The organism is Serratia sp. NA_13 (genome assembly GCF_052691735.1).
In genome coordinates, this window is sequence record NZ_JBQZFV010000002.1 from 39,331 (window position 1) to 66,081 (window position 26,751).

Genomic DNA, 26,751 nt, shown 5'->3' on the forward strand with positions numbered 1-26,751 from the left:
TTGAAAGAGCGGCTAGAAGCCGGCGGCGCTGCCGTTGCTGCGTGGATCAAAAGCGCCTTCGAGCATGCCGTTAGTATGGCGAACAATGGCGCCGGCGTGGCCGACCGCCTCGCTGAAATCCGGTAATAGTTCCACCTCATGGCCGCGTTGACGCAGGTAGGCCAGGGTTTCTTCGCTAAAACGCCCCTCCAGTTTTAATGAGTCGGAGCTTTCACCCCAGGTGCGGCCGAGCAGCCAGCGCGGCGCGCTGATCGCCTGTTGCAGCGGCAACCCCTGCACCACATGGCGGACAAACACCGCTGCCTGGGTTTGCGGCTGGCCGTCACCGCCCATCGAGCCGTACACCAGGGTACGCCCGTCATACAGACGTGCCGCTGCCGGGTTCAAAGTATGGAAAGGTTGTTTACCCGGTGCCAATGCCAGCAGGTGCGCGGCATCCAGACTGAAGGACGCGCCACGGTTTTGCCACAGCACGCCACTTTGCGGCAGTACTACGCCGCTGCCGAATTCGTGATAAATGCTTTGAATAAAGGACACCGCCAGACCGCTGCTGTCCATCACCCCCATCCACACGGTATCGCCCGGCCCTTTGCCTTTCCCCCAGGCGGCGGCCTGTTCAGGCTCGATGCGCCTGGCCAGCGTATCCAGATGTTCGGCCGTCAATAACGCCTGTGGATCCTGAGTCATCTGACGCGGATCGGTGATGAATTGGTCACGCAGGCCGAAAGCCAGTTTGGTGGCCTCGACGATGCCATGTACCACCGCGCCTTCGCTGCGGCCGGCAAGCGGCAGACGGTCGGTCAGCCCGAGGATCGCCAACGACACCAGACCCTGAGTCGGTGGCGTCAGGTTAAAAATCTCACCTTTCTGATGCTCCAGCCGCAGCGGTGTACGGCGGCGTGGCCGATAATCCGCCAAATCCTGCGCAGTAAGTGGCATGCCCAGCCTGGCCATATCTGCCGCCATGCCTTCTGCCAATCGGCCGCGATAGAAGCTGTCCAATCCCTGTTCGGCCAGGGTAATCAGAGTCTCCGCCAACTGTGGCTGGCAGAAACGTTGTCCGGCGTGAGGAATATTACCGTGCGGCAGGTAAGTGCGGGCAAAATGCTCCCGCTCTGCCAGCTCATGATATTTACTGCGGGTAGCCGCCTCCTGTGAGGCCGTGACCGGAATGCCGTCTGCGGCATAACGGATCGCATCTGCCAGCAGGCGCGGCAACGGCAACTGTTCACCGCCCAGTTCAGCGGAGTAATCCAGTGCTTCTTGCCAGCCGCCGACGGTACCGGCGACGGTCAGCGCGGCTTTTGGCCCCCGATGGGGAATGTGAGTTTCACCAGCGTAAAAATCCAGCGTGGCCAAGGATCCGGCTGCGCCGCTGGCGTCGATGGCCACCGGATCACCCTGCGGCGGCACGATCAGCCAGAACCCATCGCCACCCAGGCCGTTCATGTGTGGGTAGACCACGGCGATGGTAGCTGCGGCGGCGACCATGGCTTCAATCGCGTTGCCGCCTTTGCGCAGGATCGCCAGCGCGCTTTCGCTGGCGAGGTGGTGCGGCGTGACGGCCATGCCCAATGGCGCGGTGTTGCTGTTAATCATTTTTTGGCCCTTGTTTGAGGTCAGCGTCTGCCTCAAACACAAGCAAGAGACGTTCCATATTTTCTGCCAGGGCAATAATCGCTTGCCAGCGGGTGGATTGGCCGTGTTATGTTCCGCTGAAACGAACGTTACATCCCCGTCATATTTCACACTGCATCGGCGTTGGCTTCCCTCGCTCACCCCAGTCGCTTAGAGGGCTAAGCTTCTGGGGATTCGTTCGGTTGCCGCCTGGCTGCACTCTGAAATCTATTGGGGAAAGCAGGAGTAGCAATGCAGCAGATTGATGAACGCCTGCGCGGGGAATATCCGCAGCTTACGCCGCAGGAACAGCGGGTGGCCGATTTTATTTTCGATCATTTCGATGACCTGATCAGCTACAACAGTGCTGAACTGGCGCGGTTGAGTGGGGTATCCAAAGCCACCGTTAGTCGCTTGTTCAAACGCCTGGGCTACCCGAGCTATCGCGCTATGCGTGACGAATTGCGCACTCTGCGCCAGAGCGGTATGCCGCTGACCGATAACCGTGACGCGGTGCAGGGCAATACTCTGCTGGCGCGCCACTACAAGCAGGAAATGGCTAACCTTACCCAGTGGGTGAACCATATTGATGCCGGCCAGTTCAACGCAGTGATTGCTGCTTTGGTGCAGGCGCGGCGCGTGGTGTTGATGGGGTTTCGCAACAGCTATCCGGTGGCGATGCACCTGCGCCAACAACTAATGCAGGTGCGTGAGCAGGTGTTACTGGTGCCGCAACCGGGTCAGACACTGGCGGAAGAGCTGGTAGATTTGGCCCCGCGAGATGTCGTGATAGTAGTGGCGTTTCGCCGCCGACCGCGCCAGATACGGGCGTTATTGACGCAGTTGCAGGTTCAGCAGGTACCGACACTGCTGGTGTGTGAACCCCAGGCACAGGCGCTAATCCCGCTGGCGAACTGGCATCTGGCGGCACCGCTCGACAGCGTTTCCGCTTTTGACAGCTATTCCGCCGCCATGAGTCTGGCCAATCTGCTCAGCAATGCGCTTCTGCACGAGACGCTGGCGCAAGGGCGGCAACGAATTCACCAAATCGCAGATCTGTATACGGGTCTGGATGAGCTGGATCAGCGCTGAACCCAGCGCCGTTTTGGTGCTTTCGCACTTTTATGGTGCGCAATTTGCCCGCTTTATTCCTTCACCCTGTCATCACGTTGGCAGGGGAATTCCCAGCTTAATCCCCTAACTTACCGCCACTAAAGCCGATCGTTCCCTACGCTTTTTTTTGGCACATTAGTTGCAGAGTGGTGATCAAAGAATCTTTTGTTTCATCATTTCACCATCGGGGATAGTCTATGAACTTCAAGAAAATCGGCGTAGTGGCTTTAGGTGCAGTGCTGTTGATGGCTCAGACTGCTTCGGCGATGGCGGATCAACTGCAGGAAATCCAGCAGCGTGGTGTGTTGCGGGTCGCAGTGCCCCAGGACTTCCCGCCGTTCGGCTCCGTGGGCACCGATCTGCAACCACAGGGTTATGACATCGATATGGCGCAGTATCTGGCCGACAAGATGAAACTTAAGTTGCAGCTGGTGCCGGTCACCAGTGCCAACCGCGTACCTTATCTGCAGACCAACAAGGTTGATCTGGTGATTTCCAGCCTGGGCAAAAACGCGGAACGCGAGAAGGCGATCGCCTTCAGCCGCACCTATGCGCCGTTCTTCTTGGGCGTCTTTGGCCCGAAAGCGTCGGTGCTGGCAGACGCCGCGCAGTTGGACGGTAAAACCATCGGCGTGACGCGCGGTGCGGTGGAAGACATGGTGCTGAGCGACACCGCGCCAAAAGGCACGCAGATTAAGCGCTATGAAGACAACAACACCACGCTGTCGGCTTATCTGTCCGGTCAGGTGCAGTACATCGCTACCGGCAATCTGGTGGTGAGCGCCATCGCGCGGCAGAACCCGACCAAGGCACCGGTGGCCAAATTTATGCTGAAAGATTCACCCTGCTTCGTCGGACTGCGTCTGGGGGAGCCGGCGCTGAAAGCGAAAGTGGATCAACTGATTGAACAGGCATTGAAGGATAACACCCTTAATGGCCTGTCCGAGAAATGGCTCAAAGCGCCGTTGCCTGCCAATTTCGGCGCATAACGGGGGCGTCTGATGACCTATCAGCTGAACTTTCCCGCCCTGTGGCCTTACCTGCCTGAGTTGCTGGTCGGTTTATTGACCACCATTGAGCTGACGGCTATGGCCACGTTGATCGGGGTGGCGCTGGGGATTTGTGGTGCGGCGATCCGCAGCGGTAAGGCTAACCTGGCCAGTCGCATTTGGGGTATTTACGTTGAGGTGGTACGCAATACGCCGTTCGTGGTGCAACTGTTCTTCATCGTCTTCGGCCTGCCGAGTCTAGGCTGGAAACTGACCGCCGGGCAGGCGGCGCTGCTGGCGATGGTGATTAACCTGGGAGCTTACAGTACCGAAATTATCCGTGCCGGTATTCAGGTGACGCCGAAAGGCCAGTGGGAGGCCGGCAGGGTGCTGGGCCTGGGCCGCAGCCAGATTTTTTTGCGCATTGTGCTGCCACCGTCGCTGCAGCGGATTTACCCGGCGTTGGTCAGCCAGTGCATTATCGTCATGCTGGGGTCATCGGTGGTGTCGCAGGTGTCGTTTGAAGAGTTGACCTTTGCCGCCAACCTGATCCAGTCCCGCACCTTCCTCAGTTTTGAGGTGTATCTGGTGACGGCGCTGTTTTACCTGCTGTTGTCGATATTGATGCGCCAGCTGCTGCTGGCCGCCGGACGTCGTTTTCTAGGGAGCCAGAGCTGATGTTGACTTTTACCGACTGGGACATTGTGCGCAACCTGCTGCTGGCGGCGCGCTGGACTTTGCTGCTGTCGCTGACGGCGTTTTTGGGTGGCACCTTGGTGACACTGCCGCTGTTGTTGCTACGCCTGAGTAAACGTAAGTGGGCGCTGCGCTTTGTTCGCGGTTATTCCGAGCTGTTTCAGGGCACGCCGCTGCTGATGCAGTTGTTCCTGGCTTTTTTTGGGCTGGCGCTGTTCGGCATTGATGTTAGCCCCTGGACCGCGGCCGCGTTGGCACTGACGTTATTCACCAGCGCTTTTCTGGTGGATATCTGGTCCGGCAGCATCGCTGCCTTGCCGAAAGGCCAGTGGGAAGCGTCGCGCTGTCTGGGGCTGAGTTTTGGCCAGACGTTGATGCGAGTGATTGTGCCACAGGCCGTGCGTATCGCCATTGCACCTACCGTCGGCTTTTCGGTTCAGGTGATCAAGGGGACCGCATTGGCGTCGATCATCGGTTTTGTCGAACTGACCAAGGCAGGCACTATGCTGAACAACGTCACTTATCAACCCTTTAAAGTTTTTGGTCTGGTCGCGCTGGGCTATTTCCTGATGTGTTATCCGCTGTCGCGCTACAGTCATTATCTGGAGAAGAAATTCCATGCCGCTCATCACAATTAATCAGGTTCAAAAATATTACGGTCAGAACCATGTACTGAAGGGCGTGGATCTGGATATCGACATGGGCCAGGTGATTTCAATCATTGGCCGCAGCGGCTCCGGCAAAAGCACCTTGTTACGCTGCATCAACGGGTTGGAAGGTTATCAGGAAGGCAGTATCAAATTGGGCGGTATGACGGTGACCGATCGCGATTCGCAGGCGCGTGAAATCAGCCGCTCTATTGGCATGGTGTTCCAGAACTTCAATTTATTCCCGCACATGACCGCGCTGGAGAACGTGATGCTGGCGCCGCGTCGGGTGCTGAAGAAAAGCCCTGCCGAATGCCGCGAGCTGGCGGAAGAAATGTTGAACAAGGTCGGGCTGGGCGAACGGATGCATTATTCACCGGCCAACCTTTCCGGCGGCCAGCAGCAGCGGGTGGCGATAGCCCGGGCGCTGGCGATGAACCCGAAAGTGTTGCTGTGTGACGAAATTACCTCGGCGTTGGATCCTGAACTGGTGGGCGAAGTGCTGAAAGTGCTGGAACAGCTGGCCAAAGAGGGCATGACGCTGATCCTGGTGACCCATGAAATGAACTTTGCCCGCGAGGTCGGTGACCGGGTGGTGTTTATGCACCAGGGCAAGGTATGGGAGCAGGGCGATAGCCGCACGCTGTTCGCCAATCCGCAAACGCAGGAATTAAAACAGTTTATTGCGTCGGTCCGTGGTCTGTCTGAGAACTGATGCCATCAAATCTATTAAGTTATTAAGCTGGTAAGGAATTAACATGTTAGATATCACCCAATTCGATCAGATTAATCCTCCTGCCCGCCTGTTGATGGGGCCGGGGCCGATCAACGCGGATCCGCGCGTACTGCGCGCCATGTCGAGCCAGTTGATTGGTCAGTACGATCCGGCGATGACCGGTTACATGAATCAGGTGATGGAGCTGTATCGCGCATTGTTCCGCACCAAAAACCGCTGGACGATGTTGGTGGACGGCACTTCTCGCTCCGGTATAGAAGCCATGCTGGTCTCCGCCATTCGTCCTGGTGACAAGGTGCTGGTGCCGGTATTCGGTCGTTTTGGCCATCTGTTGTGTGAGATCGCTCGCCGCTGTCGCGCCGAAGTACACAGCATTGAGGTGCCCTGGGGCGAAGTATTCAGTGCCGACCAGATTGAAGACGCGATCAAGAAGGTGCGTCCGCGCCTGCTGTTGACGGTGCAAGGCGACACCTCTACCACCATGTTGCAGCCGCTGGAGCAATTGGGGGATATCTGTCGCCGCCACGGCGTGCTGTTTTACACCGATGCCACTGCCTCCTTTGGCGGTAACCCGCTGGAAACCGACGCCTGGGGACTGGATGCGGTCTCCGCCGGTCTGCAGAAATGCCTGGGCGGCCCATCGGGCAGTTCGCCGGTCACGCTCAGCCCGCAGTTTGAAGAGATTGTTCGCCGGCGTAAATGCGTGGAGCAGGGCATACGCACCCTCGATCACGCTGATGGCGAGGACGAGATGATCTACTCCAACTACTTCGATCTCGGCATGATCATGGATTACTGGGGCCCGGAGCGCCTGAACCACCATACCGAAGCCACCAGCATGCTGTTTGCCGCGCGCGAGTGCGCCAGGGTGATCCTGGAAGAAGGGCTGGATAACACCATCGCCCGTCATAAGCTGCACGGCGCGGCCATGCTGGCTGGCATTCAGGGCATGGGGCTGGAAGTCTTCGGCAGCCTTGATAACCGAATGAATAACGTGCTTGGCGTAGTGATCCCGCAGCAGGTTCATGGCGAGCAGGTACGCCAGATGATGCTGAACGACTTCGCCATTGAGATCGGCACCTCGTTCGGCCCGCTGCAGGGAAAAATCTGGCGCATTGGCACCATGGGCTATAACGCACGTAAAGACTGCGTGCTGCAGACTCTGACTGCACTGGAAGCGGTGCTGAACCGGCTGGGTTTCGCCAGTAAACAGGGCGAAGCGCTGCAGGCGGCATGGAATACCTACGACGACGGCAGCCGTTGATGGCCGCGCTATTAACCGCCCTGGAGGCGGAGCAGGCCGCGGCACGGGTGATGGCCCGCTGCGATGCGCTGGCGGCGATCAGCGCCACGCCGGGCCAGTTGACGCGGGTCTACCTGTCGCCGGAGCATCAGCGAGCCAACCAGTTGGTCGGTGACTGGATGCGCACTATCGGCATGGAGGTTTGGCAGGACAGCGTCGGCAACCTCTGTGGCCGCTATGAAGGCCAAACGCCCAATGCCCCTGCACTGCTGCTCGGTTCGCATCTGGATACGGTACGTAACGCCGGGTGCTATGACGGTATGCTCGGCGTGTTAACCGCGCTGGAAGTGGTCGCGCATTTGCATCGACAGCAGCGACGTTTGCCGGTGGCGGTGGAGGTGATTGGCTTTGCCGATGAAGAGGGCACACGTTTTAGTATCGCTCTGCTCGGCAGCCGGGGTATTACCGGCCGATGGCCGGCCGACTGGCTGCAACGCACCGATGCCGACGGCATCAGCGTAGCACAGGCGTTACGTGAGTTTGGGCTGGATCCGGCAGCCGTCGGTGAGGCGCGGCGAGCACCCGGTGATATTTGTGGCTATCTGGAATTGCATATTGAACAGGGGCCGTGCCTGGAGGCCGCCGATCTGGCTTTGGGCGTGGTGACGGCGATCAATGGTGCCCGTCGGCTTAACTGTACCTTTACGGGCCAGGCTGGGCATGCCGGTACCGTGCCGATGGGGCAACGCAAAGACGCATTGGCGGCGGCAGCGGAATGGATGGTGGCGGTAGAGACGATCACCTCGGCCGCCGATCGGCACCTGGTGGCTACCGTCGGCCGGATTGAAAGCCTGCCGGGAGCGGTGAATGTGATCCCCGGTGAGGTCAGGTTGTCACTGGACGTGCGTGGGCCGGAAGATGGCCCGCTGGCTGCGTTGCTGACGCAGTTGCTGGAACAGGCGCAGGCGATCTGTACCCGTCGGGGGCTGCGTTTTGACAGTGAAGAGTTTTACCGCATAAATGCAACGGCTTGTGATGCAAATTTGCAACAACGCTGGCAGCAGAGCGTGATGGCGGTTCAGGGGCGCAGTATGGCGCTGCCGAGCGGGGCCGGGCACGATGCTATTGCCGTAGCGGCCTGTTGGCCGGTGGGGATGCTGTTTGTCCGCTGCGATCGCGGCATTAGCCACCACCCGGCCGAAGCCGTCAGCCAGTCCGATGTGGCGTTGGCGATCCAGGCTTACTGCCATACGGTTGGTAGTTGGGAGGATGGCTGATGAGTCTGCAGCGATTTAATCAGTTACCGGAGGCGGAAGCTGAACGCTTACTGCGGCCCTGCGTAGATATTGCGTCCTGGATTGCGGCGGTGGTGGTGGCGCGGCCCTTCAGCAGCATCGACGCCGCGCTGGCGGTGGCCTGGCAAGCGGCATTGTGCTGGCAGCAGGAAGAGGTCAGCCAGGCACTGGCGCAGCATCCGCGTATCGGCGAACGTGCCAAAGGCCAGGGGCAAGAGGCGCAGTTTTCGCAGCGTGAACAAGCGGCGGTCAACGCGCAGGATGCAGAGCTGACCGAAGCGCTGCGGGTCGGCAATCGACGTTATGAACAGCAATTTGGTCAGGTGTTTTTGATCCGTGCCGCCGGTCGTGACGGCCAGAGCATTCTGCGCGAGTTGCAAAGGCGATTGAGCAACAGTGTGGAACAGGAACAGCAGGAAACAGCCGAACAACTGCGTGAAATCACCATGCTGCGTTTTAAGGAGTTACTGAGCGATGAGTAATATCAGTACCCATATTCTGGACACCTCACTTGGTAAACCCGCTGCGGGTGTACGGGTGTGGCTGGAACATCAACAGGACGGGCAGTGGCGAACCCTGACGGAAAGCCTGACCGATGCTGACGGCCGCGCGCGTGATCTAACTTCTGACAGTCTGACCGCTGGGCATTACCGTCTGTCTGCCGATCTCGGCGCTTACTTTACCGCCGATCGGCGTGAAACGCTGTATGCCACGGCAATTATCGATTTCGTCATCCAGGATGCGGCGCAGCATTACCATTTACCGCTGCTCATCAGCCCGTATTCCTATTCGACCTACCGGGGCAGTTAAACGCCCTTAGCGGTTAACCCGCATTGACGAGGTACTTATGGCTCTGTCTCAGGATAAGGGGGCGGTTTCGTGCTGCCCGGAAGATGAAAAATTGCCGCTGGCAAAGACCTTCGCCTACGGTTTACAGCATATTCTGACCATGTACGGTGGGATTATCGCGCCGCCGTTGATCATCGGTTCGGCCGCAGGGTTAAGTGCGCCGCAGATTGGCATGTTGGTGACGGCAGCACTGTTTGTCAGTGGGCTGGCGACGTTGCTGCAAACCCTTGGTATACCTGGCTTCGGTTCGCGACTGCCGCTGGTACAAGGCGTTTCCTTTGCCGGGGTTGCGACCATGGTGACGATTGCCACCGGTGATGGCGGGCTACCGGCGGTGTTCGGCGCGGTGATTGCTGCTTCGCTGGTCGGGCTGTTGATCGCGCCATTCTTTTCGCAAATTATCCGTTTCTTTCCGCCAGTGGTGACCGGCACCGTAGTAACGGTGATCGGGCTGTCGCTGATGCCGGTGGCGGTGCGTTGGGCCATGGGTGGCAACGCCAAGGCGGCAGACTGGGGATCGACCGGGAATATTGGCCTGGCAGCATTCACGCTGGTGGTGATTTTGTTACTCAATAAAGTGGGTTCTCTGGCGCTGAAACGACTGTCGGTATTGCTGGCGATGGTGATTGGCTGCGTGGCGGCGGTTCTGGTAGGTAACGTGAGCTTTGCCGCCGTCGGCAACGGGCCATGGTTGGCCTTCCCCGAGCCATTTGCCTATGGTTGGCCGACCTTCGAACTGAGTGCGATTATCTCCATGCTATTAATAGTGCTGGTGTTGCTGACGGAAACTACCGCTGGACTGATGGCGGTCGGCGAGATTGTCGGTTCACCGGTGAACGCACGCCGTATCGCCAACGGTTTGCGTGCCGATATGCTGTCGAGCGCGTTGTCACCGGTATTCAACTCGTTCCCGCAAAGCTCGTTTGCCCAAAATATCGGGCTGGTGGCGATCACCGGCGTGAAGAGTCGTTTTGTGGTCAGTGCCGGTGGGGGAATTTTGGTGCTGCTGGGGGTTCTGCCGGTGCTGGGGCGGCTGGTAGCCTGTATTCCGTTGCCGGTCCTGGGTGGTGCCGGTGTGGTGTTGTTCGGCTCGGTGGCGGCCAGTGGCATACGTACTCTGGCGAAAGTGGATTATAAGGACAATATGAATCTGGTGGTGGTAGCGACGGCAATTGCCTTTGGCATGATCCCGATAGTGATGCCGAGTTTTTATGATCAGTTCCCAGGCTGGGTACGTACTTTATTGCATTCCGGTATCAGCGCTTCTTGTTTGGTGGCGTTGTTGCTGAACCTGCTGTTTAACCCTATTGATGTTACACAAGACAATACGGCGGGAGAGGAGGTTTCCTGAAATGACGGGCGCAGAGAACCGCGCCCGAGAATATCAATCGTGGCGCAGGAAACTGTCGGCATCACGCCAGGCCGGGAAGGCGCTGCGGTAGCTTTGCAGGTTTTCCAGCGACAGTTCGGCGTCCAGCCGCGCGGCGGCACCGGGTTCGAGCTGGGCCAGTGTTTCCCCCTGCGGACTGAGGATCAGGCTGTCGCCGCTGTAGTTCAGGCCGTTACCGTCTTCGCCGACGCGGTTACAACCGGCCACATACACCTGATTCTCGATAGCGCGTGCCGCCAATAGCGTTTGCCAGTGTTTACTGCGCGGGGCCGGCCAGTTGGCGACGTACAGCGCCAGATCGTAATCCTGCTGATAGCGTGACCACACCGGAAAGCGCAGGTCGTAACAGATTTGCGGTAGAATACGCCAGCCACGCCATTCGAAAATTTCACGTTTTTTGCCTGCCTGATAGTGCAGGTGCTCGCCGGCCATGCGGAACAGGTGGCGCTTGTCATAGGCATGCACCCGGCCGTTCGGCTCCACCAGCAGGAAACGGTTAACCGCGCCTTCGGTGGTTTTCAGTGCCACGCTGCCGCCGACCAGAGCGTTACTTTTGCTCGCCCAACCGTGCAGCCAGTCGACGACCTGTTGCTCCGGTAGTGCGCTTTCCCCGGCATCCATGGCAAAACCGGTGGTAAACATCTCCGGCAGTACAATCAAATCGCGGCCGCTTAAGGGCGCCAACAGCTCATCAAAATGCCGCAGGTTGGCTTCGCCATCACGCCAAACCAGGGGTTGCTGCAACAGGGTAATTTTTAAAGTCGACATAACCGCTCCGCAGCTGCATCCAGCGTGGCATCCTGTTTAGCGAAGCACAGCCGGATCAATTTATGAGGGAAAGGATCGGCACAGAAGACCGACAGCGGGATCGCCGCCACGCCTACGTGCTCGGTTAACCAATGACAGAACGCCACGTCGTCCAAATCGGAGACGGCGCTGTAATCTGCCAGTAAGAAGTATGTCCCCTCGCAGGGCAAAATTTCCAGTCGACTGCTGGACAGCGCCTGCACAAAACGGTCGCGCTTGGCACGATAAAATGCCGATAGCTGCTGCCAGTGTTCCGGCTCGCTGCGCAGCATATCCGCCAGCGCCAACTGGGCCGGGGTGTTGACCGAGAAGGTCAGGTACTGATGCACCTTGCGAACTTCCGCGCTCAGCGCTGCCGGTGCTACACAGTAACCCACTTTCCAGCCGGTCATGTGGAAGGTCTTGCCAAAAGAGGACACCGCAATAGCGCGTTGGCGCAGTTGCGAGTGGGCCAATACGCTGGTGTGGCCGCCCCTGGCGAAACAGATGTGTTCGTATACTTCATCACTCAGAACGTAGATTTCGCGATCGCTAATGGCGTGCCACAGCTGCTGCATATCTTCCGCTTGCCAGGCAGTAGCAGAAGGATTGTGCGGTGTGTTGAGGATCACCAGCCGGGTGCGTGGTGACAGCACTTGAGCAAACTGTTGCCAGTCGACGTTGAACGCCGGGGGCTGCAACGCAATGCGTTTTAGCGTGCCGCCGGATAAGGTCACCGCCGGTGCATAGCTATCGTAGCTGGGATCAAAGCAGACAACTTCATCACCCGAGCGCACCAGCGCGCTAATGGCGGCGAACAGTGCCTCGGTGGCACCTGCCGTGATGGTAACTTCGTTAGTGGCGTCCGGTAGCCAGCCGTACAGAGCAGCGGTTTTCTCGGCGATGGCTTCGCGCAGTGGGGCAACGCCGGTCATCGGTGCATATTGGTTCGCACCCTGGCTGACATGCCAGGCCAGACGTTCTTTCAGGTAGTCTGGGCCATCGAAATCGGGGAAGCCCTGCGACAGGTTGATTGCCTGATGCTGTGCCGCCAGCGCACTCATCTGGGTGAAAATAGTGGTGCCCAGCGCGGGTAGTTTACTTTCGGGAATCAGTGCTGAAGTGCTCATCGTAGGCTAATACTCCTGGCGCTTATGTTGCCGTCAATATAACACGATGTTAGTATTTGGCAATCAAGACGCTTAGATGGCTAAATGAAGAAAAAGTCTTACCCTTAATCAAATCATTCTAGGCATCATTTGCTTATAACCTACAGGTCAAAAAATGTTAATGAATGAAAATCAGCAACTTAAAGCGTTATTGTCGGCCTGTCACTGGATTGGTGAAAAGGGCTGGTGCCCGGCAACCGGCGGCAATATGTCGCTGCGTCTCGATGATCAACATTGTCTGGTCACCGAATCCGGCAAGGATAAGGGCAGCCTGACCGAAACTGACTTCCTGCTGGTGGAAACCGCCAGCAACCATGTGCCGAGCGGCCGCACGCCATCGGCAGAAACTGGTCTGCATACCCTTATTTACCGTTTGTACCCGCAGATTGGCGCGGTGCTGCATACGCATTCGGTGAATGCGACCGTACTGTCGCGGGTTGAACGCGGCGATGGGCTGGTATTGCAGGGCTATGAGATGCAAAAATCACTCGGTGGACAGACTACGCATCTGGACAGCGTGGTGATCCCGATTTTCGATAACGATCAGGACATCCCGCGATTAGCGGCACGGGTGGCCGCCCATGCTGAAGCCACGCCGTTGCAGTACGGCTTTCTGGTGCGTGGCCACGGTCTGTATTGCTGGGGCCGTCAGGTCGCGGAAGCTCGTCGTCATCTTGAAGGGCTGGAATTCCTGTTCCAGTGCGAACTGCAACGCCGTTTACTGGAGGCAAAATGATCCGCGCCATCGTTACCGACATTGAAGGCACCACCAGCGATATCCGTTTCGTTCATCAGGTGCTGTTCCCCTACGCACGTGAACGCCTTGCCACATTTCTCCGTCTTCACGCTGAAGATGCCGAAGTCGCTGCGCCACTAACTACCTTACGCCAGGAGCTTGACCAGCCGCAGGCGGATATTGAGCAACTGATTGCCGCGCTGTACCGCTTTATGGACGAAGACCGCAAATCCACCGCGCTGAAGGCGCTGCAAGGTATTATCTGGCGCAGTGGTTATCAGAACGGCGATTTTCGCGGGCATTTGTACCCCGAGGTGGCCGGGCAGTTGGCCGCCTGGCAGCAGCAGGGGCTGAGGCTGTACGTCTATTCTTCCGGCTCGGTAGAGGCGCAAAAGCTGCTGTTCGGCTACAGCGATGCCGGGGATCTGCAGCCGTTGTTCAACGGTTATTTCGATACTCACGTCGGTGCCAAACGTGAAACCGCTTCGTACCTTAATATCGCCGGTAACATTGGTATCGCCCCTGATGAACTTTTATTTCTTTCCGACATTCATCAAGAGCTGGACGCCGCGCGTGCTGCTGGTTGGCATACCTGCCAACTGATCCGCGATGAAGCCGATAGCCAAAGCCAGCATCCGCAGGTTAACCGTTTTGATCACATCGATTTAGGGGAGTTTGCCTCATGAGTGGATTGACGATTTTCAGCGATAAAGAGCCGCAGCAGCCGCTGTGGCAGAGCCGCGATGCCGAAGCTATTCAGCAGCAACTGGCACAAATCGGCGTGCGTTTTGAACGCTGGCAGGCCGATCGTGAACTGGGTGACAACCCGGAACCGGCGGCGGTGATCGCCGCCTATCAGCATCAGATCGACCGGCTGGTGGCGGAGAAGGGCTACCAAAGCTGGGATGTGATCAGCATGCGTCCGGATAATGCTCAGCGCGAAGTGTTGCGCAGCAAGTTTTTATCCGAGCATACCCACGGCGAAGATGAAGTGCGTTTCTTTGTCGAGGGGGTCGGGCTATTTTGCCTGCATCTGGAGGGCAAGATCTTCCAGATCCTGTGTGAGAAGAACGATCTGATCTCGGTGCCGGCCAATACCCGCCATTGGTTCGATATGGGCTCAGCACCGAATTTCACTGCCATCCGCGTGTTCGATAACCCGGAAGGCTGGGTGGCGCATTTCACCGGCGATAACATCGCCGATGCCTATCCGCGTCTCGACTGAGCGCTATAACGCGGGCGTTAGCCCAACGCCCGTTGGAAAATCCCTTCATTGACCTGTTGTGGCGTGATCACGCCACTGTCGAAGACCCAACCGCTAATCAATGTCGCCGGTGTCACGTCAAACGCCGGGTTATAAACCGGGGCATCGACGGGGGCCCACTGGCATGAGCCAAAGCTGCCGGTGACACCGGTTACTTCAGCTACGGCCCGTTGCTCAATCGGGATGGCTGCCCCGTTCGGGCAGTGTGGATCGTGAGTAGTGTGCGGCGCGGCGACGTAGAATGGAATGCGGTGATAGTGCGCCAGTACCGCCAGGCTATAGGTGCCAATCTTGTTGGCGACGTCACCGTTGGCAGCGATGCGATCGGCCCCCACCCATACGGCATCTACCTGGCCTTGCGCCATCAGGCTGGCTGCCATGGAATCACATATCAGCCGGTAGGGAATACCCAGTTCACCCAGCTCCCACGCGGTCAGCCGGCCACCCTGCAATAGCGGACGCGTTTCATCGACCCACACCTGCTGTACCTTGCCCTGCTGATGAGCACGCAACACTACGCCGATAGCGGTACCGATACCGGCGGTAGCCAGGCCCCCGGTATTGCAGTGGGTCAGCAGGCGGCTGCCGGGTTTCACCAGCTTGGCACCGTGATCGGCAATGCGATCGCACAATTTTCGGTCTTCTTCCACCAGCCGCAGCGCTTCTTCCACCATCGCAGCTACCCATTGTGGCTGTGCCAATGCCAGCTTCATGCGATCCAGATTATTCATCAGGTTGACTGCCGTCGGCCGTGAGGCACGCAGAGTGATTAGTGCCTGCTCCAGTTCCTTACGCGGCAAGCCGCGCTCTGCCAGCAGGGCTAATAACAGACTGGCGGACAGGCCGATCAGCGGTGCACCCCGTACACGCAGGGTAAGGATATGATCGACCAATTCTTCCACACTGTCGCAGCTGCGCCACTGTTTTTCCTGCGGCAAAGCCTGCTGGTCGAGGATCCAAAGTCGGTTGTCACTCAAGGTCAAACTGGTGGTGTTAAGCGCTTGCATCGGCGGTTAATTCCTTGTTGCGTAGTTATTGCATCTGGAAAGCTATTCTGCCAACATGACTTCCGGATGTATAGACGTCCAAATGCTTTTACGTCTAAAAATTATAATCGCTAGGTCAGTGAGAAAGATTAAAGGGGTTGGGGATGTCACATTATCGTACGTTTACTGCTGCTGATGCCGTTGAGTATGCCCGTCAATATGGGAAGTTGGCCGAGCCACAGGTGCTGGTAAGCGCTGACGAGATTGGTGACGGCAATTTGAATCTGGTGTTCAAGATCCGCGATCATGACGGCGTTAGTCGGGTGATCGTAAAGCAGGCGCTGCCGTATGTACGTTGCGTGGGCGAATCCTGGCCGCTAACGCTTGATCGGGCGCGTATTGAAGCGGAAACCCTGTTGATTCACGGCGGTTTTTGCCCAAGGCATACGGTAAAGGTACTCCATCACGATGCCGAATTGGCGGTGATGGTGCAGGAAGATCTTTCTGATCACCACATCTGGCGCAGCGAATTGGTCAAGGGTCACTATTACCCGCTGGCAGCTGGGCAACTGGCAGAATATTTGGCGCAAACCCTGTTTCATACCTCCGATTTTTATCAAACGGCCCAGCAGAAAAAAGCGGAGGTCAGCCGCTTTAGCAACCCAGAGATGTGCCAGATCACCGAAGATCTGTTCTTTACCGATCCCTATATCGACCATGAGCGCAATCAGTTCGAACCAGTGTTATTACCGCAGGTGCTTGAGCTGCGTAACGATGCAGCGCTGAAACTGGCGGTCGCCGGGCTGAAGCATCGCTTCCTGAGCAAGGCGGAAGCGCTGTTGCATGGGGACATTCATAGCGGTTCGGTTTTTGTTGCAGATGGCAAGTTGAAGGCGATCGACGCCGAGTTCGGCTTCTATGGCCCGATCGGTTTTGACGTCGGCACCGCGCTGGGTAATTTGTTATTGAACTACTGCGGTCTACCGGGCCTGTTAGGGCCGCGCGACGCCGCTGCCGGGCGTGAGCAACGTCTGCAGGATGTGCGCGAACTGTGGTTGATTTTCGCCGATCGCTTCCTGGCATTATGCCACCAACAGACCCGCGAAGCGGCACTGGCGGTGCCGGGTTATGCCGAACAATTCCTGCAGCAGGTGTGGGCGGATACGGTAGGTTACTGTGGCAGCGAACTGATTCGCCGTACTATTGGTCTGGCACACGTGGCCGATCTGGACAGCATCAGTGACGCCGAAATGCGTGCCGAATGTCAGCGCCACGCATTGAGCCTCGGCCGAGCGCTGATCGTCAACGCTCCGCAGATCGAACATATCGATGCACTGCTGGCGCGTATTCGCCAAAACGGCTAGCAGCCTGACGGATACGGCGAGGAAGGGTGCTCATGGATCTGTCGTAACAACCAACAGGCGGGGCGAACCCCGCCGTTGGGTTGCCTTATCCTTCGGTTTCGTAAGCCAAAATGGCGGCAACCTCCGTGTCTCCCAGTGTGATGCGCAGTTCACATAGCGAACCGCGGGTGATCCACATCAGCGCTATCAGCGTTATGCAGATAATCATCAGCCTCAGAACGACCCGTTCTTGCTGCATTTTTGACCTCCTTATCCTTGCCTTGCGGCGGGGAAGAGGCTAACCTGACGTTGCTAAGCGTTCAGAGTGGCCTCGGGTTGATAATATCGACTCGGGGCCTTTCTCTTTCTATCCGTTACCAAGACTCCGGACAGAAAGATCCAGAGCACCCACCGGCAGTCTATCCGATAATCCCCAGGGTTAAATTAGCCGTTCTTATAAGGTTGCGGAGCGCTACGCAATTTTAAGCAGAAATAGAAAAGGGGCGATGATTATCGCCCCTCGGTAAGTCAGTTTATTGCAGTTACGCGGCTTCGGTGTGTTTCAGGCGTTTATCCTGCTTGAGCGACTTTTCCGGCTTACTGGCTGCCAGCGCATCCGGCTCGAAGTCATCCACGTTGATGGAACGCAGACGGCTTTCTTCGGCTTTCACCAGGATCTTCGCCTCATCGGCGTTGATCTTGCCTTCTTCCAGCGCACGTTGTGCCAGACGATCCAGTCGGGTGAATGGCAGGTTCTTGCCGGCCGCCTTGCACAGACGGTCGTGAATCGGTTCGGCGGCGATTACGTCAGCCAGTGCGGCTTCCAGCAGGCCAACCGGGTTATGCTCGCTGGGTGTCAGATACTGGCCACGGCCCAGACGGCTACGGGTAGCAGACGGCTGTTGGAGGATCTTGGCCAATTGGTGATCCAGACGGTCAGACGGTGCGGTATGGACACGGCCTAACGGGAAGACGACCAGGCGCATCACTCCGGCGATAAAGCGGTTCGGGAAGTTGCGCAGCAGGTCATCGAGCGCCTGTTCGGCCTGATGCAGGCTGTCCTGTACGGTCCAATGTACCAGCGGCAAATCTTCTTTCTGACGGCCTTCATCTTCAAAACGTTTCAGTGCCGCGGAAGCCAGGTACATTTGGCTGAGAATATCCCCCAGACGGGCGGAGATACGCTCACGGCGCTTGAGGCTACCACCCAGTACGCCCATGGAAACGTCTGACAACAGCGCCAGGTTAGCGCTCAGGCGGTTCAACTGCTGGTAGTAACGACGAGTCGCGTCTTTGGTTGGTGTGCTGCTGGTGCGACCGTTAGTCAGGCCCAGCCAGAAACTGCGCACCTTGTTGCTGCCCACGTGGCCCAGATGGCCGAACAGCAATTTGTCGTAGGCGTTCAGGTCGTTCTTCTGTGCTGCAGCCATTTCGTCCAGCACGTAAGGATGGCAGCGGATAGCTCCCTGACCGAAGATCATCATGGTACGAGTCAGGATATTGGCGCCTTCTACTGTGATGGCGATAGGCGCGCCCTGATAGGCACGGGCCAGGAAGTTGGATTTACCCAGCATGATGCCTTTACCGCCGGCGATATCCATTGCATCAATGATTGCCTGTTGGCCGCGATGGGTACAGTGGTATTTCACGATGGCCGACAGTACAGCCGGTTTCTCGCCCAGCATCAGGCCGCTGGTGATAAGCGTAGCTGCAGCGTCCATCACATAGGTGTTACCGGCGATACGCGCCAGTGGCTCTTCGATACCTTCCATCTTGCCGATCGACAGCTTGAACTGGCGGCGGATATGGGCGTATGCCCCAATCCCCAGCGCCATGGACTTCACGCTACCGGTCGAGTTGGAAGGCAGGGTGATGCCACGACCCACCGACAGACACTCAACCAACATACGCCAGCCCTGACCGGCCATTTTTGGCCCGCCGATGATGTAATCAATAGGCACGAACACGTCATTGCCGCGAGTCGGGCCGTTTTGGAACGGCACGTTCAGCGGGAAGTGGCGGTTACCGATTTCAACACCCGGCGTGCTGGTTGGGATCAGCGCACAGGTGATGCCCGGCGATTCGTTATCGCCAAGCAGGTGATTCGGGTCATACAATTTGAACGCCAGGCCCAGCACGGTCGCAACCGGCGCCAGCGTGATATAGCGTTTGTTCCAGGTCAGGCGCATGCCCAGTACCTGTTCGCCTTGCCACTCGCCCATGCAGACGGTGCCGACGTCCGGAATGGCTCCGGCATCGGAACCGGCTTCCGGGCTGGTCAGGGCGAAACAAGGGATCTCGTCGCCGCGCGCCAGGCCTGGCAGGTAATGGTTTTTCTGTTCGTCAGTACCGTAATGCTGCAGAAGTTCGCCCGGGCCAAGGGAGTTTGGCACGCCGACGGTGATGGCCAGAATGCCGGAGACGCCGGACAGTTTTTGCAGCACGCGCGCCTGAGCATAAGGAGAAAAGTCCAGGCCGCCGTATTCTTTCTTGATGATCATCGCGAAGAAGCGATGTTCTTTCAGGTACGCCCACAGTTCCGGGGGCAAATCGGCCAGCTCGTGGGTGATTTGGAAGTCGTTGGCCATGCGGCAGGCTTCTTCCACCGGGCCGTCGATGAACGCCTGTTCTTCGGCGCTCAACTGCGGTTTCGGGTAGTTATGCAGCTTGTTCCAGTCCGGTGTACCGCGGAACAGATCGCCTTCCCACCAGGTGGTCCCGGCTTCGATCGCTTCCTTTTCGGTGGTGGACATTGGCGGCATTACCTTGCGGAATGCGCGTAGTGCCGGGGCAGACAACATTGAACGGCGTAATGACGTGACGTTCAACGGCAGCAGGATAATCGCCAGCGGCAGCAGCACCCAGAAGCTCCACAGGCCGATAGCACCCATGGCGGCGGTGTATGCCAGAAGAATAAGGCTACTGAGGGTGAGGTTCACTCGGTGATAAAACACCACACCAATGAGTGCCAGCAAAACAACAATACTAAGAACCATCATAAGAAGCTCCAAAGTGGCAAGAGGTCTGACCTGTTGTGTGTATGTAATAGGTTTTAGTACAACCCCATATTTTTATCAATGCATTTACAGTTTAATTACAACTTAAGTCACAAACTGACCGCATCAATCATCAAAAACCTCATCGCTGCCTCAACCGGGCTGCTGTTTGACTGACAATGCTTCTCGGTTTTTCCCCGATCCGTTACACTGCGGGGCGGAAGATTGACGATAACAAGAGGTTCCTCATGTACCACGACCTTATTCGCAGTGAACTGAACGAAGCGGCCGATACCCTGGCGAAATTTATCAATGACGATGCCAATATTGACGCGATCCAACGCGCAGCCGTGCTGCTGGCTGATTCCTTTAAAGCCGGCGGGAAAGTCATCTCTTGCGGTAACGGTGGTTCCCACTGTGACGCGATGCACTTTGCCGAAGAGCTGACTGGCCGCTACCGTGAAAACCGTCCGGGTTATCCGGCGATTGCCATTTCCGACGTTAGCCACCTGTCTTGCGTCAGCAACGACTTTGGTTACGAGTATGTGTTTTCACGCTATGTGGAAGCGGTAGGTCGTGAAGGCGATGTATTGCTCGGCATTTCCACCTCGGGTAATTCCGGCAACATTATTAAAGCCATCGAAGCGGCGCGCGCCAAAGGGATGAAAGTGATTACTCTGACCGGCAAAGACGGCGGCAAAATGGCCGGTTCTGCCGATGTGGAAATCCGCGTACCGCACTTCGGTTACGCCGACCGCATTCAGGAAATTCATATCAAAGCGATCCACATCTTGATTCAGTTGATTGAAAAAGAGATGGTTAAGGCTTAATGGCTTTAGGGGGCGTTAAGCCCCCGCTAATCATGTATAGCGCGAGTGGTTAAGGAGTGGCAATCGATGTGTGAACTGCTCGGGATGAGCGCAAACGTACCGACCGATATTTGCTTTAGCTTTACCGGGCTGGTTCAGCGCGGTGGCCGTACCGGGCCACATAAAGATGGTTGGGGCATTACCTTCTACGAAGGGAACGGTTGCCGCACGTTTAAGGATCCCCAGCCGAGTTTTGACTCGCCGATTGCCCGTCTGGTGCAGGAATACCCGATCAAATCCTGTGCGGTGGTTTCGCATATCCGCCAGGCCAATCGCGGTGAAGTGGCGCTGGAAAATACCCATCCCTTCACCCGTGAATTGTGGGGCCGTAACTGGACCTACGCGCACAATGGCCAGTTGAAAGGCTACCGTCAGTTGGAAACCGGCACTTTCCGTCCGGTTGGGCAGACTGACAGCGAATACGCTTTCTGCTGGTTGCTGCATCAACTTTCCCTGAAATACCCGCGCACCCCGAGCCGTTGGCCAGCGGTTTTCCGGTATATCGCTTTGCTGGCGGATCAACTGCGTCAGAAGGGGGTATTCAATATGTTGCTGTCGGATGGGCGCTTCGTGATGGCTTATTGCTCGACCAACCTGTACTGGATCACGCGTCGCGCGCCGTTTGGCAAAGCCACGCTGCTCGATCAGGACGTAGAGATTGATTTTCAGCAGCAGACCACACCTAACGATGTGGTCACGGTAATGGCTACCCAGCCGCTGACGGCGAACGAAACCTGGCACAAGATTGCGCCAGGTGAATTCGCACTATTTCACTTCGGTGAGCGGCTTGGTCTGAGCGAAGGGATTGGTACTGACAACGGGAGCCGTGGTTGACGCGTACTGCGTCATCTGGCTGCTGCTCAGCACGGGTTGACCCAACACGTACTGGCCATTGGCTACGCTGACCATCGGCGGCTGGTGGTTTTTGACGAAGTAGTCATAGCCCGGCTTCAACTGGCGCCAGAAGGCGATATAGCTGGAGGAGCTGTGGCGTTTCAGGTTCTTGTCGGTCATGCGGAACGGATAGATGCTGATATCAATCCGACTCTGGCCGTGAGCAAACGCGGCTTCGACGTAGCGATAAATCTCATCCATATAGGCGTTGGTCATTGCATAACACCCAATAGATTTACATTCACCGTGGATCATCAGATAAGCACCGGAATAACCCTGTGATTTATCGTAATCATTCGGGAAGCCGATATTGATGGCACGATAATACTTGCTGTCGGGTTTCAGATGGCGCGCGTCGACGCTATAAAAGCCTTCTGGACTCTTAAAGTCACCTTCACGGCGTTTCGGGCCGAGGCCGCCGGAAAAATTACAGATTTGGAAAGAGTTCACTAGACGGAATTCGTTGCCCATTTTGGCATACAATTCCAGCGTGCGTTCCTCTTTGAAGATCTGAATATAAACCGGTGAACCCACTAATTGCTGCTTAACTACCGGAAGCTCGGGAACCTGCTCGCTGGCGCTGCAGGCCGTGATCATCGGCATAGAAAAAAGCATCGCAAACAACAACGCGATTTTGCTCATTATTATTCCTGCTTATATTTATCTGCTGGCTCAATGCACTTGGCCAACATGCCACTGATTATTGTTTTACGCTCTTAAAACACCGTCAGATTACCAGTGTGTTCTTTTTTAGCAATATGTGTTGTGTATAAAAAAACTACTAACCTCGATAAAAGTGAATCGACAGGCAGATTTTAACGATTAGTGGGGCGAAACAGCCGAAATTTAATTGTGTTTGCTTGACTCAGGTCACTGCCTGACGCAGAAAAATGTTGTGGAAAATGTTAATATTCCACCTCGAATTAGCGCGCAAAAAATGGACGCGGGAGTTAATCAACGGAATGTACACTACCCCATTTTGTCAGTGCGAAATATTTCACGTTGAGCGTGATGCCGTTGCGCTCAACCCAGAGGCTACCGAAGCGGCCTCATCATCCAGGCATCGTCAGCACCAGCCTCTGGGGCCGGTAAGACGTGTGAAACTAACCAACATCGTATAAATCCTATGATTAAAATCAGAAAAGGGTTAGATCTGCCAATTGCCGGAGCCCCGGCTCAGGCGATTCAGGACGGCCCAATCATTCAGCATGTCGCCCTGCTTGGGGAAGATTACGTCGGAATGCGCCCGTCTATGCTGGTGCAGGAAGGCGAGAACGTTAAGAAAGGCCAGGTGCTGTTCGAAGATAAAAAGACCCCCGGGGTTTTCTTCACCGCTCCTGCCAGCGGCCGCATTCTTTCGATCAACCGCGGTGAACGGCGAGTCTTGCAGTCGGTGGTCATCGCCGTTGAAAACGGCGGCGATGAACAACTTGAGTTTGCTCATTATCCGGTTGCCGAACTGGCCATGCTGCCGCGGGAACAGGTCGAAAGCGAATTACTCGCCAGTGGCCTGTGGACTGCGCTGCGTACCCGCCCATTCAGCAAAACGCCGGCACCGGGCACCACTCCACGTGCCATCTTCGTTACCGCGATGGACAGCCAGCCTCTGGCTGCCGATCCGCAGGTGATCATCGCCGAGCAGTTGGCGGCGTTCAACGCCGGGCTGGCGGTATTGGCCCGCATGACCGACGGCAAGGTGCACGTTTGCCACGCCGCTGGCGTGAACCTGGGCAAACAGCCCGATGCCCAGGTGGTCTATAACGAATTTGCCGGCCCACATCCAGCAGGCCTGGTAGGCACTCATATTCATTTCCTCGAGCCGGTCAGTTTGAAAAAAACCGTCTGGCATATCGGCTATCAGGATGTGATCGCCATCGGCACCTTGTTTACCACCGGCAAGCTCGATACCCGCCGGGTGGTGGCACTGGCCGGGCCGCAGGTGGAACAGCCGGTATTGCTGCGCACCCGCTTGGGCGCCAGTATCGACGAACTGACCGCCGGGCGTCTGAAAGCCGGTGAGAACCGGGTGATTTCCGGTTCGGTGCTGAGCGGCACCCACGTTGACGGGCCGAACGCTTACCTCGGCCGTTTCCATTCGCTGGTTTCCGTACTGCAGGAAGGGCGCGATAAAGAGTTATTTGGTTGGATCGTGCCATCACCGAATAAATTTACCATCACCCGCACCACGCTGGGCCACTTCCTGAAGAACAAACTGTTTGCCTTCTCGACCACCACCAACGGCGGTGAGCGTGCAATGGTGCCGATTGGCAACTACGAGCGGGTGATGCCGCTGGATATCCTGCCGACCCTGCTGCTGCGCGATCTGCTGGCGGGTGACAGCGATAGCGCACAGGCGTTGGGCTGTCTGGAACTGGATGAGGAAGATCTGGCGCTGTGCACCTTCGTTTGCCCCGGCAAGTATGAATACGCTCCGGTGCTGCGCGATGTGCTGACCAAGATTGAGCAGGAAGGATAACCGATGGGCCTGAAGAACTTTTTTGAAAAAATCGAGCATCACTTCACACCGGGCGGCAAGCTGGAAAAGTGGTACCCGCTGTATGAAGCGACGAGCGCGGTGTTCTATACCCCTGGTTCGGTGACGCGCGGGGCTTCGCACGTACGTGATGCCATCGATCTGAAACGTATGATGATCCTGGTGTGGCTGGCGGTATTCCCGGCGATGTTCTGGGGGATGTACAACGTCGGCCAACAGGCCATTCCGGCATTGCACCACCTTTACAGTGGCGATCAACTGCAGCAGGTGCTGGCGGGGGATTGGCACTATCGGTTGGCGCAATGGTTGGGGGCCTCACTGGCGGCGGACGCGGGCTGGATCAGCAAAATGGTGCTGGGCGCCTGCTATTTCCTGCCGATTTACGCCGTGGTGTTCCTGGTCGGTGGTTTCTGGGAAGTGTTGTTCGCCGTCATTCGCAAGCATGAGGTTAACGAAGGCTTCTTCGTTACCTCAATCCTGTTTGCACTGATTGTGCCACCAACGCTGCCTCTGTGGCAGACCGCGTTGGGTATCACCTTTGGCGTAGTGGTGGCGAAAGAGATATTCGGCGGTACCGGACGCAACTTCCTCAACCCGGCTTTGGCGGGGCGAGCGTTCCTGTTCTTTGCTTATCCGGCACAGATTTCCGGTGACCTGGTGTGGACCTCCGCCGACGGTTTCTCCGGTGCGACGCCGCTGGCACAGTGGAGCGCGGGCGGGGCACATAGCCTGAGCAACGTGGCTACCGGCCATTCCATCAGTTGGATGGATGCGTTTCTCGGCAATATTCCCGGCTCGGTAGGTGAAGTCTCCACGCTGATGATCCTGCTCGGTGGGGCGATAATCCTGTTTGGCCGCGTAGCTTCCTGGCGCATTGTCGCCGGGGTGATGCTCGGCATGATGGCGACCGCCTTCCTGTTCAACAGTATCGGTTCAACCACCAACCCGCTGTTTGCCATGCCCTGGTACTGGCACCTGGTGTTGGGCGGTTTCGCCTTCGGTATGATCTTTATGGCTACCGATCCGGTTTCCGCCTCGTTCACCAACAAGGGGAAGTGGTGGTACGGCATTCTGATTGGCGTGATGTGCGTGCTGATCCGGGTGGTCAACCCGGCCTATCCGGAAGGCATGATGCTGGCGATCCTGTTCGCCAACCTGTTCGCGCCGCTGTTCGATTACCTGGTGGTGCAGGCCAACATCAAGCGGAGAAAAGCCCGTGGCGAATGAATCTAAAAACGACAGTATCGGTAAAACACTGCTGGTGGTACTGCTGCTGTGCCTGGTGTGTTCTGTGGTGGTGGCGGGTTCCGCCGTCGGCCTGAAGTCCAAACAGCAGGAACAGAAGCTGCTCGACAAACAGCGCAATATTCTCGACGTGGCCGGTTTGCTGCAGCCGAAAATGGAAGGCGAGCAGGTCAAGGCGCTGTTCACCCAACGTATCGAACCGCACCTGCTGGACTTGAACAGCGGTGAGTTTGTCACCGGCAAGGCGACGGCGTTTGATCTGGCTGCGGCGCTGCGTGATGACGCCAAAAGCGTAGCGCTACCGGCGGCTGACGATCCTGCCGGCATCAAGCGCCGCAGCAACCAGGCGGAAATCTACCTTGTGCGGGACGACAGCGGTGCGGTCAACAAAATCGTACTGCCGGTCTACGGTACCGGCCTGTGGTCGATGATGTACGCCTTTGTGGCGCTGGATAGCGACGGCAATACGGTGAAGGGCATCACTTACTACCAGCAGGGGGAAACTCCGGGGCTGGGCGGTGAGGTCGAAAATGCCAGCTGGCGCCAGCAGTGGATCGGTAAAAAGCTGTTTGATGACAGCGGCAAACCGGCGATCCGCGTGGTGAAAGGCGGGGCACGTCAGGGGGATGAACATGGGGTGGATGGCTTGTCCGGAGCCACGCTGACCTCCAACGGCGTGCAGCATACTTTTGACTTCTGGTTGGGCGAGCACGGCTTTGGCCCGTTCCTGCAAAAAGTTCGTGAAGGAGCGCTGAAAAATGGCTGATTCCAAAGAGATTAAACGGGTCCTTTTAGGACCGCTGTTCGACAACAACCCGATTGCTTTGCAGGTGCTGGGTGTCTGTTCCGCGCTGGCGGTGACCACCAAGCTGGAAACGGCGGTGGTGATGACCATCGCGGTGACGCTGGTTACTGCGTTCTCCAGCTTCTTTATTTCGCTGATCCGTCACCATATCCCGAACAGCGTGCGCATCATTGTGCAGATGGCGATTATCGCCTCGTTGGTGATTGTGGTCGATCAGTTGCTGCGCGCCTATGCGTTCGAGATCTCCAAGCAACTGTCGGTGTTTGTCGGCCTGATCATCACCAACTGTATCGTGATGGGGCGCGCCGAGGCGTACGCCATGAAGTCACCGCCGATCGAGAGCTTTATGGACGGTATCGGTAACGGCTTGGGCTACGGGGTGATCTTGGTGTTGGTCGGTTTCCTGCGTGAGCTGTTCGGTTCCGGCAAGCTGTTTGGCATTCCGGTATTGGAAACGGTGCAGAACGGCGGCTGGTATCAACCGAACGGCCTGTTCCTGCTGGCACCGAGCGCGTTCTTTATCATCGGCCTGCTGATTTGGGCGCTACGCACCCTGAAACCAGCGCAGATCGAAAAGGAGTAATGGCCG

Annotated in this window: 27 protein-coding genes; 20 read left to right on the forward strand and 7 right to left on the reverse strand. The window is 57.1% G+C overall.

Annotated elements, in window-relative coordinates; genetic code table 11:
* Positions 1-12: 12 nt before the first annotated feature.
* Positions 13-1,599, reverse strand: a complete 1,587-nt coding sequence (locus tag ACUTSU_RS03665; protein ID WP_445649603.1) for a gamma-glutamyltransferase family protein — start codon at positions 1,597-1,599, stop codon at positions 13-15.
* A gap of 270 nt (positions 1,600-1,869) precedes the next feature.
* Here ACUTSU_RS03665 and ACUTSU_RS03670 point away from each other — a divergent pair, with 270 nt between their 5' ends.
* The 10 genes from ACUTSU_RS03670 (at position 1,870) to ACUTSU_RS03715 (ending at position 10,536) form a co-directional block, all read left to right on the forward strand.
* Complete coding sequence (locus tag ACUTSU_RS03670) at positions 1,870-2,709, forward strand: MurR/RpiR family transcriptional regulator (protein WP_445649604.1); 840 nt, start codon at positions 1,870-1,872, stop codon at positions 2,707-2,709.
* A 218-nt stretch (positions 2,710-2,927) separates the two neighbouring features.
* Complete coding sequence (locus ACUTSU_RS03675; RefSeq protein ID WP_445649605.1) at positions 2,928-3,719, forward strand: transporter substrate-binding domain-containing protein; 792 nt, start codon at positions 2,928-2,930, stop codon at positions 3,717-3,719.
* A gap of 12 nt (positions 3,720-3,731) precedes the next feature.
* Complete coding sequence (locus tag ACUTSU_RS03680) at positions 3,732-4,397, forward strand: amino acid ABC transporter permease (protein ID WP_445653780.1); 666 nt, start codon at positions 3,732-3,734, stop codon at positions 4,395-4,397.
* Positions 4,397-5,053: an amino acid ABC transporter permease gene (locus ACUTSU_RS03685; RefSeq protein ID WP_445653781.1), complete on the forward strand. Its 657-nt coding sequence runs from the start codon at positions 4,397-4,399 to the stop codon at positions 5,051-5,053. Before ACUTSU_RS03680 ends, ACUTSU_RS03685 begins: the two co-directional genes overlap by 1 nt.
* Complete coding sequence (locus tag ACUTSU_RS03690; protein ID WP_261093905.1) at positions 5,034-5,777, forward strand: amino acid ABC transporter ATP-binding protein; 744 nt, start codon at positions 5,034-5,036, stop codon at positions 5,775-5,777. Before ACUTSU_RS03685 ends, ACUTSU_RS03690 begins: the two co-directional genes overlap by 20 nt.
* 43 nt (positions 5,778-5,820) lie before the next feature.
* Complete coding sequence (locus ACUTSU_RS03695) at positions 5,821-7,062, forward strand: pyridoxal-phosphate-dependent aminotransferase family protein (RefSeq protein ID WP_445649608.1); 1,242 nt, start codon at positions 5,821-5,823, stop codon at positions 7,060-7,062.
* Positions 7,062-8,318 carry an allantoate amidohydrolase gene (hpxK, locus tag ACUTSU_RS03700; RefSeq protein ID WP_445650233.1) on the forward strand — a complete coding sequence of 419 codons (1,257 nt, stop codon included), beginning with the start codon at positions 7,062-7,064 and terminating at the stop codon, positions 8,316-8,318. The genes ACUTSU_RS03695 and hpxK overlap by 1 nt, the downstream gene beginning before the upstream one ends.
* Positions 8,318-8,818, forward strand: a complete 501-nt coding sequence (uraD, locus tag ACUTSU_RS03705) for a 2-oxo-4-hydroxy-4-carboxy-5-ureidoimidazoline decarboxylase (RefSeq protein WP_445649609.1) — start codon at positions 8,318-8,320, stop codon at positions 8,816-8,818. Before hpxK ends, uraD begins: the two co-directional genes overlap by 1 nt.
* The gene (gene uraH / locus ACUTSU_RS03710; RefSeq protein ID WP_445649610.1) at positions 8,811-9,146 is read left to right on the forward strand and encodes a hydroxyisourate hydrolase; all 336 of its coding nucleotides are present in this window, start codon (positions 8,811-8,813) and stop codon (positions 9,144-9,146) included. The genes uraD and uraH overlap by 8 nt, the downstream gene beginning before the upstream one ends.
* Positions 9,147-9,183: 37 nt before the next feature.
* Complete coding sequence (locus ACUTSU_RS03715; RefSeq protein ID WP_445649611.1) at positions 9,184-10,536, forward strand: nucleobase:cation symporter-2 family protein; 1,353 nt, start codon at positions 9,184-9,186, stop codon at positions 10,534-10,536.
* A gap of 33 nt (positions 10,537-10,569) precedes the next feature.
* Here ACUTSU_RS03715 and ACUTSU_RS03720 read toward each other — a convergent pair whose 3' ends face one another.
* Positions 10,570-11,343: an amidohydrolase gene (locus ACUTSU_RS03720; RefSeq protein ID WP_445649612.1), complete on the reverse strand. Its 774-nt coding sequence runs from the start codon at positions 11,341-11,343 to the stop codon at positions 10,570-10,572.
* The gene (locus ACUTSU_RS03725) at positions 11,331-12,491 is read right to left on the reverse strand and encodes a pyridoxal phosphate-dependent aminotransferase (RefSeq protein WP_445653782.1); all 1,161 of its coding nucleotides are present in this window, start codon (positions 12,489-12,491) and stop codon (positions 11,331-11,333) included. Before ACUTSU_RS03725 ends, ACUTSU_RS03720 begins: the two co-directional genes overlap by 13 nt.
* A gap of 160 nt (positions 12,492-12,651) precedes the next feature.
* Here ACUTSU_RS03725 and ACUTSU_RS03730 point away from each other — a divergent pair, with 160 nt between their 5' ends.
* The 3 genes from ACUTSU_RS03730 to ACUTSU_RS03740 are packed head-to-tail and all read left to right on the forward strand — an operon-like array spanning position 12,652 to position 14,491.
* Positions 12,652-13,266: a methylthioribulose 1-phosphate dehydratase gene (locus tag ACUTSU_RS03730; RefSeq protein WP_445653926.1), complete on the forward strand. Its 615-nt coding sequence runs from the start codon at positions 12,652-12,654 to the stop codon at positions 13,264-13,266.
* On the forward strand, positions 13,263-13,952 hold the full coding sequence (gene mtnC, locus ACUTSU_RS03735) for an acireductone synthase (protein ID WP_445653783.1): 690 nt from the start codon (positions 13,263-13,265) through the stop codon (positions 13,950-13,952). The genes ACUTSU_RS03730 and mtnC overlap by 4 nt, the downstream gene beginning before the upstream one ends.
* The gene (locus ACUTSU_RS03740) at positions 13,949-14,491 is read left to right on the forward strand and encodes a 1,2-dihydroxy-3-keto-5-methylthiopentene dioxygenase (RefSeq protein ID WP_445653784.1); all 543 of its coding nucleotides are present in this window, start codon (positions 13,949-13,951) and stop codon (positions 14,489-14,491) included. The genes mtnC and ACUTSU_RS03740 overlap by 4 nt, the downstream gene beginning before the upstream one ends.
* 17 nt (positions 14,492-14,508) lie before the next feature.
* On the opposite strand, the gene mtnA is transcribed toward ACUTSU_RS03740, so the two are convergent.
* On the reverse strand, positions 14,509-15,537 hold the full coding sequence (gene mtnA, locus ACUTSU_RS03745) for an S-methyl-5-thioribose-1-phosphate isomerase (protein ID WP_445653785.1): 1,029 nt from the start codon (positions 15,535-15,537) through the stop codon (positions 14,509-14,511).
* Positions 15,538-15,680: 143 nt separating this feature from the next.
* Between mtnA and mtnK the strand changes: the two genes are divergently transcribed.
* On the forward strand, positions 15,681-16,880 hold the full coding sequence (gene mtnK, locus ACUTSU_RS03750; RefSeq protein ID WP_445653786.1) for an S-methyl-5-thioribose kinase: 1,200 nt from the start codon (positions 15,681-15,683) through the stop codon (positions 16,878-16,880).
* A gap of 85 nt (positions 16,881-16,965) precedes the next feature.
* On the opposite strand, the gene ACUTSU_RS03755 is transcribed toward mtnK, so the two are convergent.
* Together ACUTSU_RS03755 and fadE are read right to left on the reverse strand one after the other, a co-directional pair.
* Entirely contained in the window at positions 16,966-17,118 is a 153-nt protein-coding gene (locus tag ACUTSU_RS03755; RefSeq protein ID WP_012005392.1) for a Hok/Gef family protein, read from the reverse strand.
* 283 nt (positions 17,119-17,401) lie between these two features.
* Positions 17,402-19,858, reverse strand: a complete 2,457-nt coding sequence (gene fadE / locus ACUTSU_RS03760; RefSeq protein ID WP_445649618.1) for an acyl-CoA dehydrogenase FadE — start codon at positions 19,856-19,858, stop codon at positions 17,402-17,404.
* A 245-nt stretch (positions 19,859-20,103) separates the two neighbouring features.
* Here fadE and lpcA point away from each other — a divergent pair, with 245 nt between their 5' ends.
* Both lpcA and ACUTSU_RS03770 read left to right on the forward strand, forming a co-directional pair.
* On the forward strand, positions 20,104-20,685 hold the full coding sequence (gene lpcA / locus ACUTSU_RS03765) for a D-sedoheptulose 7-phosphate isomerase (protein ID WP_004949058.1): 582 nt from the start codon (positions 20,104-20,106) through the stop codon (positions 20,683-20,685).
* A gap of 66 nt (positions 20,686-20,751) precedes the next feature.
* Positions 20,752-21,558: a class II glutamine amidotransferase gene (locus ACUTSU_RS03770; RefSeq protein ID WP_445649619.1), complete on the forward strand. Its 807-nt coding sequence runs from the start codon at positions 20,752-20,754 to the stop codon at positions 21,556-21,558.
* Here ACUTSU_RS03770 and dpaA read toward each other — a convergent pair.
* Complete coding sequence (dpaA, locus tag ACUTSU_RS03775; RefSeq protein ID WP_445649620.1) at positions 21,490-22,260, reverse strand: peptidoglycan meso-diaminopimelic acid protein amidase; 771 nt, start codon at positions 22,258-22,260, stop codon at positions 21,490-21,492. The genes ACUTSU_RS03770 and dpaA overlap by 69 nt on opposite strands.
* A 484-nt stretch (positions 22,261-22,744) precedes the next feature.
* Between dpaA and ACUTSU_RS03780 the strand changes: the two genes are divergently transcribed.
* From ACUTSU_RS03780 to ACUTSU_RS03795, 4 genes are read left to right on the forward strand one after another with little or no spacing between them, the layout of a single operon-like run.
* On the forward strand, positions 22,745-24,094 hold the full coding sequence (locus ACUTSU_RS03780; protein WP_445649621.1) for a Na(+)-translocating NADH-quinone reductase subunit A: 1,350 nt from the start codon (positions 22,745-22,747) through the stop codon (positions 24,092-24,094).
* A gap of 3 nt (positions 24,095-24,097) precedes the next feature.
* Positions 24,098-25,339, forward strand: a complete 1,242-nt coding sequence (locus ACUTSU_RS03785; RefSeq protein ID WP_445649622.1) for an NADH:ubiquinone reductase (Na(+)-transporting) subunit B — start codon at positions 24,098-24,100, stop codon at positions 25,337-25,339.
* On the forward strand, positions 25,329-26,123 hold the full coding sequence (locus ACUTSU_RS03790) for a Na(+)-translocating NADH-quinone reductase subunit C (RefSeq protein ID WP_445649623.1): 795 nt from the start codon (positions 25,329-25,331) through the stop codon (positions 26,121-26,123). The genes ACUTSU_RS03785 and ACUTSU_RS03790 overlap by 11 nt, the downstream gene beginning before the upstream one ends.
* Complete coding sequence (locus ACUTSU_RS03795) at positions 26,116-26,745, forward strand: NADH:ubiquinone reductase (Na(+)-transporting) subunit D (RefSeq protein ID WP_020825369.1); 630 nt, start codon at positions 26,116-26,118, stop codon at positions 26,743-26,745. Before ACUTSU_RS03790 ends, ACUTSU_RS03795 begins: the two co-directional genes overlap by 8 nt.
* The last annotated feature ends 6 nt before the right edge of the window (positions 26,746-26,751 follow it).